At 71.3% G+C, this 13,448-nt stretch carries 12 protein-coding genes; 5 read left to right on the top strand and 7 right to left on the bottom strand.

Features of this window, described 5'->3' with window-relative positions; all coding sequences use genetic code 11:
• Positions 1-94 precede the first annotated feature (94 nt).
• From LQ938_RS01785 to LQ938_RS01775, 3 genes are all read right to left on the bottom strand, one after another.
• Complete coding sequence (locus tag LQ938_RS01785) at positions 95-610, bottom strand: MarR family winged helix-turn-helix transcriptional regulator (protein WP_223722357.1); 516 nt, start codon at positions 608-610, stop codon at positions 95-97.
• Between the two features lie 63 nt (positions 611-673).
• Entirely contained in the window at positions 674-2,305 is a 1,632-nt protein-coding gene (locus LQ938_RS01780) for an FAD-dependent oxidoreductase (RefSeq protein ID WP_223722356.1), read from the bottom strand.
• 38 nt (positions 2,306-2,343) lie between these two features.
• Positions 2,344-3,255 (bottom strand): ROK family protein, encoded by a 912-nt coding sequence (locus tag LQ938_RS01775; protein ID WP_223722355.1) that lies wholly within the window; start codon positions 3,253-3,255, stop codon positions 2,344-2,346.
• A 133-nt stretch (positions 3,256-3,388) separates the two neighbouring features.
• On the opposite strand from LQ938_RS01775, the gene LQ938_RS01770 reads away from it, so the two are divergent.
• The gene (locus LQ938_RS01770) at positions 3,389-3,883 is read left to right on the top strand and encodes a metallophosphoesterase family protein (RefSeq protein ID WP_223722354.1); all 495 of its coding nucleotides are present in this window, start codon (positions 3,389-3,391) and stop codon (positions 3,881-3,883) included.
• 39 nt (positions 3,884-3,922) lie between these two features.
• Here LQ938_RS01770 and LQ938_RS01765 read toward each other — a convergent pair whose 3' ends face one another.
• Complete coding sequence (locus LQ938_RS01765) at positions 3,923-5,332, bottom strand: NAD(P)/FAD-dependent oxidoreductase (protein WP_223722353.1); 1,410 nt, start codon at positions 5,330-5,332, stop codon at positions 3,923-3,925.
• A gap of 22 nt (positions 5,333-5,354) precedes the next feature.
• Complete coding sequence (locus LQ938_RS01760; protein ID WP_223722352.1) at positions 5,355-5,732, bottom strand: cupin domain-containing protein; 378 nt, start codon at positions 5,730-5,732, stop codon at positions 5,355-5,357.
• A gap of 191 nt (positions 5,733-5,923) precedes the next feature.
• On the opposite strand from LQ938_RS01760, the gene LQ938_RS01755 reads away from it, so the two are divergent.
• Positions 5,924-7,456, top strand: coding sequence for a CoA-acylating methylmalonate-semialdehyde dehydrogenase (locus LQ938_RS01755; RefSeq protein WP_223722351.1), 1,533 nt, complete (start codon positions 5,924-5,926; stop codon positions 7,454-7,456).
• Positions 7,457-7,490: 34 nt separating this feature from the next.
• On the opposite strand, the gene LQ938_RS01750 is transcribed toward LQ938_RS01755, so the two are convergent.
• Positions 7,491-9,035, bottom strand: a complete 1,545-nt coding sequence (locus LQ938_RS01750) for a PucR family transcriptional regulator (RefSeq protein ID WP_223722350.1) — start codon at positions 9,033-9,035, stop codon at positions 7,491-7,493.
• An 82-nt stretch (positions 9,036-9,117) separates the two neighbouring features.
• Here LQ938_RS01750 and LQ938_RS01745 point away from each other — a divergent pair, with 82 nt between their 5' ends.
• Positions 9,118-10,431: an aspartate aminotransferase family protein gene (locus tag LQ938_RS01745; RefSeq protein WP_223722349.1), complete on the top strand. Its 1,314-nt coding sequence runs from the start codon at positions 9,118-9,120 to the stop codon at positions 10,429-10,431.
• Positions 10,432-10,491: 60 nt separating this feature from the next.
• Here the strand turns inward: LQ938_RS01745 and LQ938_RS01740 are convergent, their stop codons facing one another.
• Positions 10,492-11,238 carry a hypothetical protein gene (locus tag LQ938_RS01740; RefSeq protein ID WP_223722348.1) on the bottom strand — a complete coding sequence of 249 codons (747 nt, stop codon included), beginning with the start codon at positions 11,236-11,238 and terminating at the stop codon, positions 10,492-10,494.
• Between the two features lie 184 nt (positions 11,239-11,422).
• On the opposite strand from LQ938_RS01740, the gene LQ938_RS01735 reads away from it, so the two are divergent.
• Together LQ938_RS01735 and LQ938_RS01730 are read left to right on the top strand one after the other, a co-directional pair.
• Positions 11,423-12,715 carry a hemolysin family protein gene (locus tag LQ938_RS01735; RefSeq protein ID WP_223722347.1) on the top strand — a complete coding sequence of 431 codons (1,293 nt, stop codon included), beginning with the start codon at positions 11,423-11,425 and terminating at the stop codon, positions 12,713-12,715.
• A 109-nt stretch (positions 12,716-12,824) separates the two neighbouring features.
• Positions 12,825-13,364, top strand: a complete 540-nt coding sequence (locus tag LQ938_RS01730) for a hypothetical protein (protein WP_223722346.1) — start codon at positions 12,825-12,827, stop codon at positions 13,362-13,364.
• Positions 13,365-13,448: the final 84 nt, after the last annotated feature.

Here is a 13,448-nt window from a genome sequence, read left to right as displayed (position 1 = left end):
GGTCCCCGGACGGATGCCGATGCCGAATGCGGACGCGGATGCCGAATGCGGATGCGGATGCCGCCCAGCCGCAGGCCGCCCAGCCCCAGCGCGGTCAGTCGGCGCGCGGGCCGCGTTCGGTGCCCATGAGGGGGCGCAGCATCCGGGACAACGCCGCGATCTCGCCCGCGTCGAGCACCTCCAGCGCCGCCGCTTCGCGCGCGACGAGCTCGGTCATGGCCGCGTCGACGCTCGCGGTGCCGGCCTCGGTCAGGGTGATGATCACGCTGCGCCCGTCGCGCGGGTTGCGCGCACGGCGGATCAATCCGCGCTCGGTGAGGTTCGCGAGCCGATTGGTCATCGCCGCGCTGCCGATCATCGTCAGCTCGATCAGCTGCATCGGGCTGAGCTCGTGCGGGGGTTCGGCGCGGCGGAGCGCCGCGAGTACGTCGAACTCCCACGATGCGAGACCCGCCGTCGCGAAGGCGGCGGAGCGCAGCCGGTCGAGACGGATGGCGGCGCGCCGCAGCCGCGACATGACGTCGAGCGGGGTGAGGTCGACGTGGGGCAGGCGCTGCGCCCAGGCATCGATGAGCAGGTCCACCTCGTCGTCGCTGTTATCGACCGCCACAGCTCGACCGTACCAACGCCGCGATGCCCTCCGGCCCGCATCCGCTCAGATCGGTCCGCCGCGTCAGCCGGCGAGCGCGCGATGCACCGATGCGACCGCGCTCGAACCCTCACCGACGGCGGCGGCGACGCGTTTCATCGACCCTCGTCGCACGTCGCCCGCGGCGAAGATGCGCGGCACCGAGGTCTCGAACGGCAGCGGCTCACGACCCATCGTCTGCCATCGGGCGAGGGACTGCACGGCGACGTCGGTGCCGGTGCGGAGGAACCCGTCGCCGTCCCGATCGAGGCCCGACACCCAGGAGGTCGCCGGTTCTGCGCCGATGAAGCAGAACAGGCCGCGCGCATCCACCTCGCCGACGCTGTCGATGACGACGCGTTCCAGCGAACCGCCCCCGTCGAGAGCGGTGACGTGCGACCCCGTGTGCACCTGCACGCGCGGATCCTCGCGGATCCGGTCGACGAGGTACGACGACATCCGGCTCCCCAGGTCGTCGCCGCGCACCACCAGGTGCACGGGGCTTCCGTGGGCTGCGAGGTAGAGCGAGGCCTGCCCGGCGGAGTTCGCGCCGCCGACGACCACGACGGGCGCGCCGGTGACCTGACGCAGTTCGAGCTGCGTGGCCGCGTAGTAGATGCCCGACCGCTCGAAGTCGCCCCACCGTTCCAGCTGCAGCCTCCGGTACGCGGCACCGGAGGTGACGATGGCGCTCCGGGTGCGGATGCGGCGCCCGTCCGCGAGCGTGACGTCGAGCTCGTCGCCGACCGTGTCGAGCGCGACGGCCTCGCACGGGGCATACACGCGCACGCCGAACTTCAGCGCCTGCAGCGACGCCTGACCGATCAGCTCGGCGCCGCTGACCCCGAACGGGAAGCCGAGGAAGTTCTCGATGCGCGACGTGGATGCGGCCTGGCCGCCCGGTGCGACCGCATCCAGAAGCACCGTGCTGAGTCCTTCGGAGGCCCCGTAGATCGATGCCGCCAGACCCGCTGGACCGCCGCCGATCACGACGAGGTCGACGATCTCGTCGACGGTGGACTGGTAGCTGAGGCCGAGCCGGTCGGCGACGAGACCGGGAGTGGCGTGCCGGATCGGCTCGCCCTGGATGAAGGCGACCGGGAGATCCGCCGCGGTGATCCCGTGGTCGCCCATCGAGTCGAGATCGTGCGGGGAGAGTTCGACCGCGGAATGCACGAGATCGAGCCGCTCGGCGAAGCGCCGCAGCGAGAGCAGCTCGGTGTCGGCCGCGGGTCCGACGAACTTCAGGGTCAGTGCTGCCGGACCGCGCCGCAGCGACTCCCGCCGGGCCCACAGCGCGTGCAGCACGAGGTCGCACAGTTCGTCGTCTTCGCTCATGAGGGTGTGCAGTTCGGCGCGGTTCACCCGCCGCACCCGACTGGCACGCGTCGCGCGCGCGGAGAGGAATGCACCCTGTCCGTTCAGGATGCCGAGTTCACCGACGAACGAGCGCGGACCCATGTGCGCGAGCACGGCCTCCTCGATCCAGAAGAGCGAGTCCCGAACGACCTCCAGTCCGCCGTCTTCGACGAGGATGAGGTCGTAGTTCCGGTCGCCGGAGCGGAAGACGTACTCTCCCGCGGCAACATGTTCGGGCGTACCGAATCGGGTCAGCCGCTCCCACTGGCTGTCGGTGAGGGTCGGTCGCTGGATCGGATCGAGGTCGTGCGTGCCCATCGTCATCCCGTCGGTCGCGGCGCGGGTGCCACTCGGCGTCAGCGTAGCGGGATGAGGCAGGCGGCGCCCACGAGCGGCGCGTCGGCGCCGAGGGCGGCCCGGCGCACGTCGATCTCGTACGTGGCGGGGAGGATCGCGAGGGAGCGCGCGGTCGACTGCACCAGGTCGATGTAGTCGTCGGCGGCGTGCGAGAACCCGCCGCCGATCACGAAACGATCGATGTCGAGCAGCGCCGACACCCCCGCGAGCGCGTGCCCGACGGCGGTGGCCGAGCGGACGATCGCCGCCCGCGCGACCGCATCCCCCGCCGCCGCGTCGCGCGCGAGGTCTTCGCCCGCGCGGCCGACCCACCCCTGGGCGTTCGCCCAGCGCACGGACCCGGGTCCGGCGGCGACGTCCTCGAGTGTGCCCGTCCGCGGGCCGCCCTCGGTCGCCATGGTCACGCGCACCTGCCCGAGGTGTCCGGCGTTGCCGCGCTCGCCGGCCAGCGGCATCCCGTTCCAGACGATCCCGCCGCCGATGCCGGTCGACACCACGAGCGAGACGCTGGAGGCCGCGTCGGCCGCCGCGCCGTAGCGCGCCTCGGCGAGCGCGATGCAGAGACCGTCGAGGCCGAGTCGCACGGGCACATCCGCGCCCAGCGCGCCGGCCGCGACCGCGACGAGCGGAAACTGCGCGATCCGCAGGTTGAGGGGCGACACCGTGCCGGTGACCGCATCCACGGGTCCCGCACTGCCGATCCCGAGTCCCCGGATGCGGTCACCGCCGGCCAGCGCGGCAGCCGCCTGGGCGACCACGCCCGTCACCGCGTCCGAAAGGTCCGCCGCCGAGGCCTCGGGGCCCGTCGGCGCGCGATGCCGCGAACCGGCGACGATCGTTCCGTCGTCCGCGACGAGCGCGGCATCCACCTTGGTTCCGCCCAGGTCGACCGCGAGCACGTGCTCGGCCATGATTGCTCCTCGAATCCGGGGACGCACCCCTGCGAGATCCCGAGCGGGCAGCGGAGCACGACCGCGCGACAGCCTACGGGTGCGGAGCCCGTGCCAGCGACTCCGCGTCCCCGCGCGGGCATACGCTCGGCGCATGGTCACTCGGCTGCTGCTCGTCTCCGACACGCACATCCCGAAGCGGGCGCGCGAACTTCCGCGCGCGGTGCGACAGGCGGCGGATGCGGCGGACCTGATCGTGCACGCCGGCGACTGGGTGACCGCATCCGTCCTCGACGACCTGCAGCAGCACGGGGACGTGCTGGGCGTCTGGGGCAACAACGACGGCGACGACCTCCGCGCGCGTCTCCCCGAGATCGCCCGGCGCCGCATCGAGGAGCTCGACGTGGCCGTCATCCACGAGACCGGCGACGCGGCGCGACGGGAGCGGCGAATGGACGACGCGTTCCCGGATGCGGCGCTCCTGGTCTTCGGGCACAGTCACATCCCGTGGGACACGACGACCCCGCACGGTCTGCGGCTGCTGAACCCTGGCTCCCCCACCGATCGGCGGCGCCAACCGCGGCACACGTTCATGACGGCGACGGTCGACGGCGACGTACTGCGTGATGTCGTCCTCGTCGCGCTCTGATCCCGCCCGCAGGTCAGTCGGAGCGGGCTCCCGCCCAGGTCAGGAGTCGAAGCCGACGCCGAACATCCCCGCGGCTTTCAGGAGCAGGCCGTCCTTGCCGCCGTTGCGATCCGACCGCGCGACCGCGCCGCGCATGAGTTGGATGAGCGGGTACGCGAAGGGCTCGGGCGGCACCGGCACGGGCAGGCGCCGCGACATCTTGAGCCGGGTGCGCTCGGTGTCGCGACCCTCGATGAGATCGAGCATGACCGACGCACCGAACCGCGTCGCGCCGACGCCGAGCCCGGTGTACCCCGCGCTGTAGGCGATGCGGCCCCCGGCGGTCGACCCGTGGAACGCGACGAGCTGCGTCGACATGTCGATCATCCCGCCCCACTTGTGACTGAACCGCGTGCCCTCGAGCGCGGGGAACGTGTCGTACAGGTGGTCGGCGAGGCGGAGGAAGGTCTCCTCGCGCTGATCGTGCGCGGGCGTGATGCGACGACCGCGGTGATAGACCGCGTCGTATCCGCCGAACAGGATGCGGTCATCCTGCGACTTCCGGTAGTAGTGGAACTCGCGTCCGGAGTCGGCGATGCCGTGCCGGCCGGTCCACCCGATCTCGGCGAGCTGCGCCGCGGAGAGCGGTTCGGTCATCAGCACGTAGTCGTAGATCGGCACCGTGAACAGCCGCAGCCGGCGAAGCAGCGAGGGGAAACCGTTCGTGGCGAGCGCGACGGCCGCCGCGCGCACGACACCGGACGGCGTCTTCAGCACGACGCCGCTTGCCGAACGCTCAAGGGCGAGCACGGGTGAGTTCTCGAAGATCTCGACCCCGAGTCCGACCGCGGCCGCAGCCAGCCCCCAGGCGAGCTTCGCCGGGTGCACGAGCGCCGTGGTGTCATCGAACGTTCCGGCACGGAAGAGGGGGGAAAGCGCGTACCGCTCCAGTTCCGCCCCTTCCCATACCTGCTCGCCCGATTCGCGCAGGTCCGCGACCTGGTGCGGCTCGGTCGCGACCGTCAGCATTCCGGCGTGCTCGTACTCGGCATCGATGCCGTAGCGCACCAGGGTGTCGGCGAACTCGACGCTGTTCTCCTTCTCGAGCCGCGCGATGACGTCGAGCTCCTCGGCGAAGTGCAACTCACCGTTCTCGGGGCCGTGGGTCAGGCTCTCCTCGACGAAGCCGCCGTTGCGCCCGCTCGCTGCCCATCCGATGCGTTTGCCCTCGAGCAGCACGACGCGGCGATCGGGCTGACGTTCCTTCGCCTGGATCGCGGTCCAGAGGCCCGTGTACCCGCCGCCCACGATCACGAGGTCGGTGTCGATGTCGGCAGCGAGGGCCGGACGGGCCGCCGGACGGAGCGGCGAATCCACCCAGAACGCCACCGGGGCGGCGTCGGCGAGAGCGGCGGCGAGCACGGCGCGGGGCCGTCGCAGCCGGTGGTCGTAGGCGATCGGGTCGGGCATGTCCGTCCTCACGGGTCGCGTCTCAGGCGTCGGCGCCGGAGACGATGTAGATCTTCCGCAGCGTGCGGTGGACGGTCCACCGCGTGCGGGTGCCGGCGTGGAGCCGGCACACGACGCCGGGGCGGAGCGTCAGTGTGCTCCGGATGAGACCGCTCGCATCGAGCACGGCCACCTCGGCGAGCCCCTGGATCACGACGAACACCTCGTCGACCTCGACGTCGTACATCGCACCGACGCCCATCTCCCAGACGCCGACCTCGAGGCCCGCATCCGTTCCGGGCAACGTCAGCAGCGCTTCGGTTCCGACGGATGGTTCGCCGCCCGCATTCTGATCCGGGGCGATCGGGGTGCGCGGTAGCACGAGGTCGAGCGCGTCGATGCGGTCGATGGTCGGGGTCATCGCCCCAGGATGCCTCGGCCCGACCCGACCGGCGCCTACCCGTCTGTCGATCGACACCGACGATCGACGACAGGTTGGCACAAGACGCCGCCGGATCCGCCGACCACACTGAGTGTCATCCGCCCGTGCCGGGCTGGCCGTGGTGCGCCGCGGCCGACAGTGATCCGCCCCCTCCGATTGCGAGCACCACGATGACCCTCACGAACGACGCCACCGACGCCGCGCTCTACACCCACGCCACTCTCGTTCCGCACTGGATCGACGGCGGCCGGGTGTCTTCATCCGACTCCCGCACCGCACCCGTGTTCGATCCGGCGACGGGCGAGGAGGCGCGCCGGGTCGTGCTGGCGGATGCGGCAGACGTCCGCCGCGCCGTCGAATCGGCCAAGGCCGCGTTCCCCGCGTGGCGCGACACGTCGCTCGCCAAGCGGCAGTCGATCCTGTTCCGCTTCCGTGAGCTGCTCGATTCCCGCAAGGGCGAGCTGGCGGAGATCATCACCGCCGAGCACGGCAAGGTGCTGTCGGACGCGATGGGCGAGATCACGCGCGGACAGGAGGTCGTGGAGTTCGCGACCGGCCTCGCGCATCACCTCAAGGGCGAGTACTCCGAGCAGGTATCGACGGGCGTCGACGTGTACTCGATCCGTCAGCCGCTCGGTGTCGTCGGCATCATCTCCCCCTTCAACTTCCCCGCCATGGTGCCGATGTGGTTCTTCCCGATCGCGATCGCGGCGGGCAACGCGGTCATCGTGAAGCCGAGCGAGAAGGACCCGTCCTCCGCGATCTGGCTGGGCGAGCTCTGGCGCGAAGCGGGCCTGCCGGATGGCGTCTTCACGGTGCTGAACGGCGACAAGGTCGCCGTCGACGGGCTCCTCGAGCACCCCGACGTGGCAGCGATCTCGTTCGTCGGATCCACCCCGATCGCGCAGTACGTCTACGAGACGGGCGCCCGGCATGGCAAGCGAGTGCAGGCGCTCGGCGGCGCGAAGAACCACATGCTCGTGCTGCCGGATGCCGACCTCGACCTGGTCGCGGACTCGGCGATCAACGCCGGCTTCGGGTCGGCCGGCGAGCGCTGCATGGCGATCTCGGTCGTCGTGGCGGTCGAGCCGGTCGCCGACGAACTCGTGGCGAAGATCCGCGAGCGGGCCCTCGGCATCCGGGTCGGCGACGGTCGGCGCGGCTGCGACATGGGACCGCTCATCACGCGGGAGCACCGCGATCGCGTTGCCTCGTACATCGACATCGCCGAGGCGGACGGCGCCACCGTCGTGCTCGACGGTCGTGACGTCGACGTGGACGGTGCGCCCGACGGGTTCTGGCTCGGCCCCACCCTGATCGACTCCGTGCCGACCGCGTCGCGGGTCTACACCGACGAGATCTTCGGCCCGGTGCTGTCGGTCGTGCGCGTCGGTTCGTACGAGGAGGGCGTGCACCTCATCAACAACGGCGCCTTCGGCAACGGCACGGCGATCTTCACGAACGACGGCGGCGCCGCCCGCCGGTTCCAGAACGAGGTGCAGGTCGGCATGATCGGGGTGAACGTACCGATCCCGGTTCCGGTGGCGACGTTCTCGTTCGGCGGATGGCGCAGCTCGCTGTTCGGCGACACCAAGGCGCACGGCGTCGAGGGCGTGAAGTTCTACACGCAGCAGAAGGCGATCACCTCGCGCTGGCTCGACCCGAGCCACGGCGGGATCAACCTCGGCTTCCCCCAGAACTGACGCCCGCTCCCCGCCGTACCCGGGCACGGCGGGGTCAGGCGCGCACGAGCTCCAGCGCCTGCCACACCTCGGCCCGGGCGCCGAAGGTCTCGAAGTCGCGGCCGAGCAGGCGCCCGGCGGTCTCGATGCGACTCCGGAGTGTGTGCCGATGGATGCCGAGCACGCGCGCCGCGGGGTCCCACGTGCCGTTGTGCGACAGCCACACCCGCAGCGTCTCGCGCAGGTCGACGCCGCGTTCCACATCGAGCGGCTGCAGCAGGCGCGCGGCGAGCGCGGCGGCGCCGGTCTGCTCGAGGTGCCAGAGGAGTCCCGCATCCGCCAACCCGTCGAGGTCGAGGAACGGGGTCGCCTCGGTGGTGCGCTCGGCGGCGCGGCGAGCTTCCACGAGCGCCGACGGCAGATCCGCCCAGGAGGCGGGCGCCGAGAATCCGGCGCGGGCGTCGTGCATCCGCAGGATCCCGTCGACCTGCGCGCGGTCGCCCTGCGGCACGATCACGTAGACATGACCGTCGCGCTCGGCGAAGAACACCTTGCCGGCGCCCTCGTCGCTCATCGCCTCGAAGGCCGCGATGAGCGGGTCGGCGCGCGATGAATCGGCGAGCACGACGCAGCCCACGCGAACGGGCGCCGCGGGGAGCGCGCCCCACAGGTGCTGGACGGTGCGGCCGGCCGCATCCGTGCTCCCCGACGCGAGGAGTTCGAGAATGCCCGCGCGCAGCCGCCGCCGCGCGGTGTCGAGCGCACTGCTCTGCTCGAGCGCGATGCTCGCCAGCGCGATGACGCTCTCGATGAGGTCGGAGTCGGCGCGGTTCAGGGCGACCCCGGTGCCGACGGCGAGGACGCCGCGGAGCCGATCCGCGCGGCCGAGCGTCTGCAGGGTGACTTCGCCGACGTCGGGAACGCCGACCCGGATCGCCGCGGTGCGCCCCCGGGCGAGGGTCGCCCGCACCACCCGCTCCAGTTCGCCGTGGCGACCGAGCGGGGCCGGATGCAGCGTCGGCACGGGCACGAGCGTGCCCGACGCGTCGAACAGCGCGACGCCGCAGTCGAGGTTCCGCTCGAGTTCGCGGAGGATCCCGGCGAGCCCGTCGGGCCGGAGGGCGGCGCGCGCGATCGAGCGGAGCGCGGTGAGCGAGCGTTCCAGCCGCTCGCGCTGCTGGCTAGCGAGGGCGTCGGAGACGAAGCGGATGATGCCCATAAACGGGGTGCGGGCGGACACCTCGATCAGCGGGAGCCCCTGCGCCGTGCAGGCGTCGACGAGGGCATCCGGGATGCTGTCGTGCACGATGCTGATCGCGAATCCCAGGGCCCGGACACCCCGCCGCACGAGCCGGGCGACGTACGCATCCGCCGTGTCGGCGTCGGTGCGGTCGATGAACTGCACGCCGTCGGTGAGCAGGAGCCCGCCGGACCCGACCCACGGCGTCGGGTCGGGCAGGTCCGAGCTGTGCGCCCACTCGAGCGGGGCGTCGAGATGCGCGTCGTCGATCTCGGTGCGCCGGCGCAGATCGAACTCGCTCGCGTGCAGCAGCGAGCGGAGAGTGGCCGGGGCGGATTCACCGGATCGTCGAGTCGACATGTCGTTGTTCGTCATACTGGCACCCACTCTGGTGCACGCGGGACCACAGAATCGACAGTGACCCCGACTCTCGAGGAGCAGTATGAGCATCGACGCGCGATCCACCGGCAACGCCGCCGTCTCCGAAGACGACCGCAGCCACGTCTTCCACTCGTGGTCGGCCCAGGCGTCGCTGGCTCCGCTGCCCATCGCGGGAGGTTCGGGCACGACGGTGTGGGATGAGGACGGCCGCACCTACCTCGACTTCTCGAGCCAGCTCGTGAACGTCAACATCGGGCATCAGCATCCGAAGCTCGTCGAAGCCATTCGCGCACAGGCGGCCACGCTCGCCACCGTCGCCCCCGCCCACGCGAGCGCGGTGCGCGCCGAGGCCGCGAGGTCGATCCTCAGCGTCGCCCCCGAAGGTTTCGCGAAGGTGTTCTTCACGAACGGCGGCGCCGACGCCAACGAGAACGCGATCCGGATGGCGCGCCTGACCACCGGCCGCGACAAGGTCGTCTCGCACTACCGCTCGTACCACGGCAACACGGGAGCAGCCGTCGTCGCGACGGGCGACTGGCGCCGCATCCCGAACGAGTACGCACGCGGGCACGTGCACGTCTTCGGCCCGTACCTCTACCGGTCCGAGTTCTGGGCGCAGACCGAGGCCGAGGAGTCGGCGCGCGCGCTGCACCACCTCGAGCGGGTGATCCAGGCCGAGGGTCCGCAGTCGGTCGCCGCGATCCTGCTCGAGTCGGTGCCGGGCACCGCCGGCATCCTCGTGCCTCCGCCCGGATATCTCGCGGGCGTCCGCCGGATCGCCGACGAGTACGGCATCGTGATGATCCTCGACGAGGTGATGGCCGGATTCGCGCGCACCGGCGACTGGTTCGCGTTCCAGGCTCACGGGGTGCGCCCCGACCTGGTCACGTTCGCGAAGGGCGTCAACTCCGGTTACGTCCCCGTCGGTGGCGTACTGATCTCGGACGAGATCGCGCACCACTTCGACGACCGGGTCTTCCCGGGCGGGCTGACCTACTCGGGTCACCCCCTCGCGGCCGCGAGCATCGTCGCCTCGATCGCCGCGATGAAAGAGGAAGGCATCGTCGATAACGCCCGCCGCATCGGCGTCGACGTGCTCGGCCCGGGCCTCCGCCGCCTCGCCGAGACGCACGAGGTGATCGGCGAGGTGCGCGGCACGGGCGTCTTCTGGGCGCTGGAACTCGTCTCGGACCGGGACGCCCGCACCCCGCTGGGGGCGGCCGAGATGGCGCGGCTGAAGGCATCCATCCTCGAGCGCGGGATGCTGCCGTTCACGGCCGAGAACCGGTTGCACGTCGTGCCGCCCGCGGTCGTCACCGACGCCGAAGTGGGCACGGCGCTGGAGATCATCGACGCGGCGCTACGGGAGCTCTGAGCTCGCCGGGCACCTGCGTTGTGACGTCTCGGCCATGATGCCCGGCGCGTCAGAGGCCCGTCACCCGCCGTTCGGGGCCGAGTCGGCCGCATCCGTCCGCCATCTGCGCGCACCCGCCCCGGCGACGAGCGGGAGCGCCGCGAGCCCCGTGCAGACGGCGATGATGGTCTCGCTCCACGGAGTCGTGTCGTGCGATTGATAGCCGACGATGAGCGGGGCCGCCGCGAAGAGGGCGAACAGGTAACCCGGCATCGTCGTCGCCAGAAGGGGCAGACAGGCGAGGGCCGCGGCGGGCGAGCGCCGCATCCATCGGATGCTGAGAACGATCAGCCCGGCGAAGGGCAGCAGCGTCGTGATCGTCAGGAACGGCCCGTGCTGGAGCGCGGATGGCGCACCGATCCCGCCGGAGACGAGCGCGTGGATCCCGGTCAGGGCGGTCGGCACGGCCACGGCGACGACCGCGACCGTCGTCCACAGCGTCCCCGCGCGCACCGTTCCCGCGCGCACCGAGACCGCGAGGACGATGACGCCCACCGCGAGCACCACCATCCCGAGTCCGAGGAGTTGGGCCGCCGCACCGACGTTCACCCAGGGGTCGGCGGGCCAGAAGTAGTCGTAGAGATGGTCTTCGAGGGTGACATCCCCCGGCGGTCGGCCCGCGCGTGCCGTCACCCAGCGTTCCCACGAGGCGACGAACTGCAGCGCGCCGGAGAAGACGAAAAGGCCCGCTGCTGCGAGCGACGAAACGGATGATGTCCTCGCGCGACGGTCGTCCACACCCATCGCACCGCCTCGGAGGACCGTCACGCCGCCAGGCTACGCGCGAGCGTGCCCTCGGGGGACGAACAGTGCGTGAACGCGCCAGGCGTTCTCGGATCCGGTGTCGATACACTCGCGCCATGCGAATTTGCGCCGATTCCTCGCCCGACTCTCATAGTCCCGGCGCCCGGGTGACCCCGGGCGCGCCCCGCCGCACGAGGGAGGTTGGCCGATGAACGGCGACCTCCTTTTCAATATCGTCCTGGTCTTTGTCTTCGTTCTGATCGGTGGTGTCTTCGCCGCGACGGAGATGGCGCTGGTCACTCTTCGCGACAGCCAGGTCAACGCGATCGCTCAGCGCGGCAAGCGCGGGCAGAAGGTCGCGAGCCTCGCCCGAAACCCCAACACCTTCCTCTCCGCGGTGCAGATCGGCGTGACGGTCGCCGGTTTCGCGTCCGCCGCGTACGGGGCGTCCTCGATCGCCCCGTCGGTCACGCCGCTCCTGGAGTCGGCGGGACTCGCCGCTCCCGTCGCCGCCACGGTCGCGACGGTTCTGCTCACGCTTGTGATCGCGTACCTGTCGCTCGTGCTCGGCGAGCTCGCCCCGAAGCGGCTCGCGATTCAGCGGAACGCCGAGTTCGCGTACGCCGTCGCACCGGTGCTGGCCGGCTTCGCCTGGCTGATGCGCCCGGTTATCTGGCTGCTGTCGGTCTCGACGAACGCGATCGTCCGCGTGCTCGGTGGGGATCCGAATAAGACGGCCGACGAGATGACCGACGAAGAGCTCCGCGACATCGTGTCGAGCCACGAGGGCCTGCCGGAGGACGAACGCCGCATCCTCGACGACGTCCTCTCGCTTCGCACGCGCCAGCTGAGCGAGGTGATGCGCCCTCGCCCGGAGGTGAACGCGCTCGACGGCTCCGAGTCGGTCGGGGACGCCGTCGGTCGCATCTCCGATCAGCCCTTCTCGCGCTATCCGGTCGTCGACAAGTCGATCGACGACATCACCGGGTTCGTGCACGTGCGCGACGTGTACGACGCCGTCGGCACGGATGCGGCGACGCGCCTCGACGCGATCGCCCGGCCGATCTCGTACTTCCCGTCCACCGCGCGCGTGCTGCCCACTCTCACCCGGATGCGCGCGAACGGCCACCAGATCGCGGTCGTCGTCGATGAGTACGGCGGAACCGATGGCATCGTCACCCTCGAGGACCTCGTCGAGGAAGTCGTCGGCGAGATCTACGACGAGTACGACACCGAGGGCGTCCCGAGCGACCTGGCGGAAGCCGGTGGCGTGGTCGACGGTCGCCTGAACCTGCAGGACTTCCAGGAAGCGACCGGGTTCACGCTCCCCCGTGGGGCGTCCGACACCGTCGCCGGCTTCATCGTCGAGCGCCTCGGCCGCCTGGCCGTGGTGGGCGATGTCGTGGATGTGGACGGACTCGTTCTGCGGGTCACCGAGATGGACCGGCGTCGCGTCGCCGCGATCCAGGTGACCCCGCCCGCGGTCGACGCGGAGTCCTGAGGCCCGCCCGCATCCGGGTGCCTCCGGGTGCCCGGACGCGGTCGCGGGGCCGTGGCGACAGTCGCCCGTGCCCCGTGCGGTGCCCCGCCGGTTCTGGTAAAAAGGCCGGGTGAAACAGGGGCGGAGACGGTCGATCGGTATCTGGATGGTCGCGGCGATGGCGGCCGTGGCCCTGAGTGCGTGCACGTCTGCTCCGGTGGATTCCGCATCCGCCTCCCCGGTCGCGCCGCCGACGACCGCGTCTGCGGCGGCTTCTTCGCCGGCGTCGGAGCCCGCCGAATCGCCCGACGCCGAGCCCGTCTCGGCGGCCGACGCATTTCGCGCGTGGGTGGCGACCTCCCGGGTTCCGGATGCTGCCGCCGCGTGCGCCCAGCTGACGCCTGAACTCGCGGCGCGCATGGTGGCCGAGCTCAACGCCAGCGGGCCCTTCACCGTGCAGAGCTGCGAGGAGATGATCACCGCGACCGCGGAGCTCTACCGTGCGGCGGGGCAGAGCGCCGACGTCGACATCGAGGTGCAGCAGGAGACCGACACGGACGCCACCCTCTTCGTGACCTACCTCGAGTCGGGGGACTGCGGCACGGTGGTCATGACGCGTTCGGGCACCGGGTGGATTCTCACCGAGCTGTCGCAGGAGTGCGCCGCGTAGGCACGCGGCGAGGGTGCGCGCACGGCGGCAAGGGCTCGCGATAGCGGCGTTCGACGCCCCGGGGCGATGTCGGAACCCCCTCGT

The organism is Microbacterium sp. cx-55 (genome assembly GCF_021117345.1).
Classification (GTDB): Bacteria; Actinomycetota; Actinomycetes; order Actinomycetales; family Microbacteriaceae; genus Microbacterium.
Note: the sequence above shows the minus strand (reverse complement) of the source record. Positions and strands in the feature narration are given on the sequence as shown.